At 50.2% G+C, this 273-nt stretch carries 1 protein-coding gene; it reads right to left on the reverse strand.

Annotation, left to right across the window (positions count from 1 at the left end; all coding sequences use genetic code 11):
* Positions 1 to 54 precede the first annotated feature (54 nt).
* Positions 55 to 273: Rieske 2Fe-2S domain-containing protein (locus tag SB772_RS41040; RefSeq protein ID WP_410838656.1), on the reverse strand; the 219-nt coding region annotated here is incomplete at its 5' end.

Raw genomic sequence — 273 nt, forward strand, 5'->3', positions numbered from 1 at the left:
GTCGCTGGAAAACGCGCGTCCACCCAATGCATTAACTTTTTACCCATACTCATATTAAGCCTCCCCAACCGTCAAGATGGTACCATCCATACCATATTCTGGAACGGGTAAATTAAGTGGTGCAGGGACGCCGCTATATACGCGACCTGCTAAGTCATATTTCGACCCGTGACACGGACAGAAAAATCCGCCGTACCAATCATTACCACCTAAATCCACCGCGCCCACATCAGGACGGTAGTTTGGTGCACAGCCCAAATGTGTGCAAACGCC

Source organism: Paraburkholderia sp. SIMBA_030 (assembly GCF_046535245.1).
Taxonomy (GTDB): domain Bacteria; phylum Pseudomonadota; class Gammaproteobacteria; order Burkholderiales; family Burkholderiaceae; genus Paraburkholderia.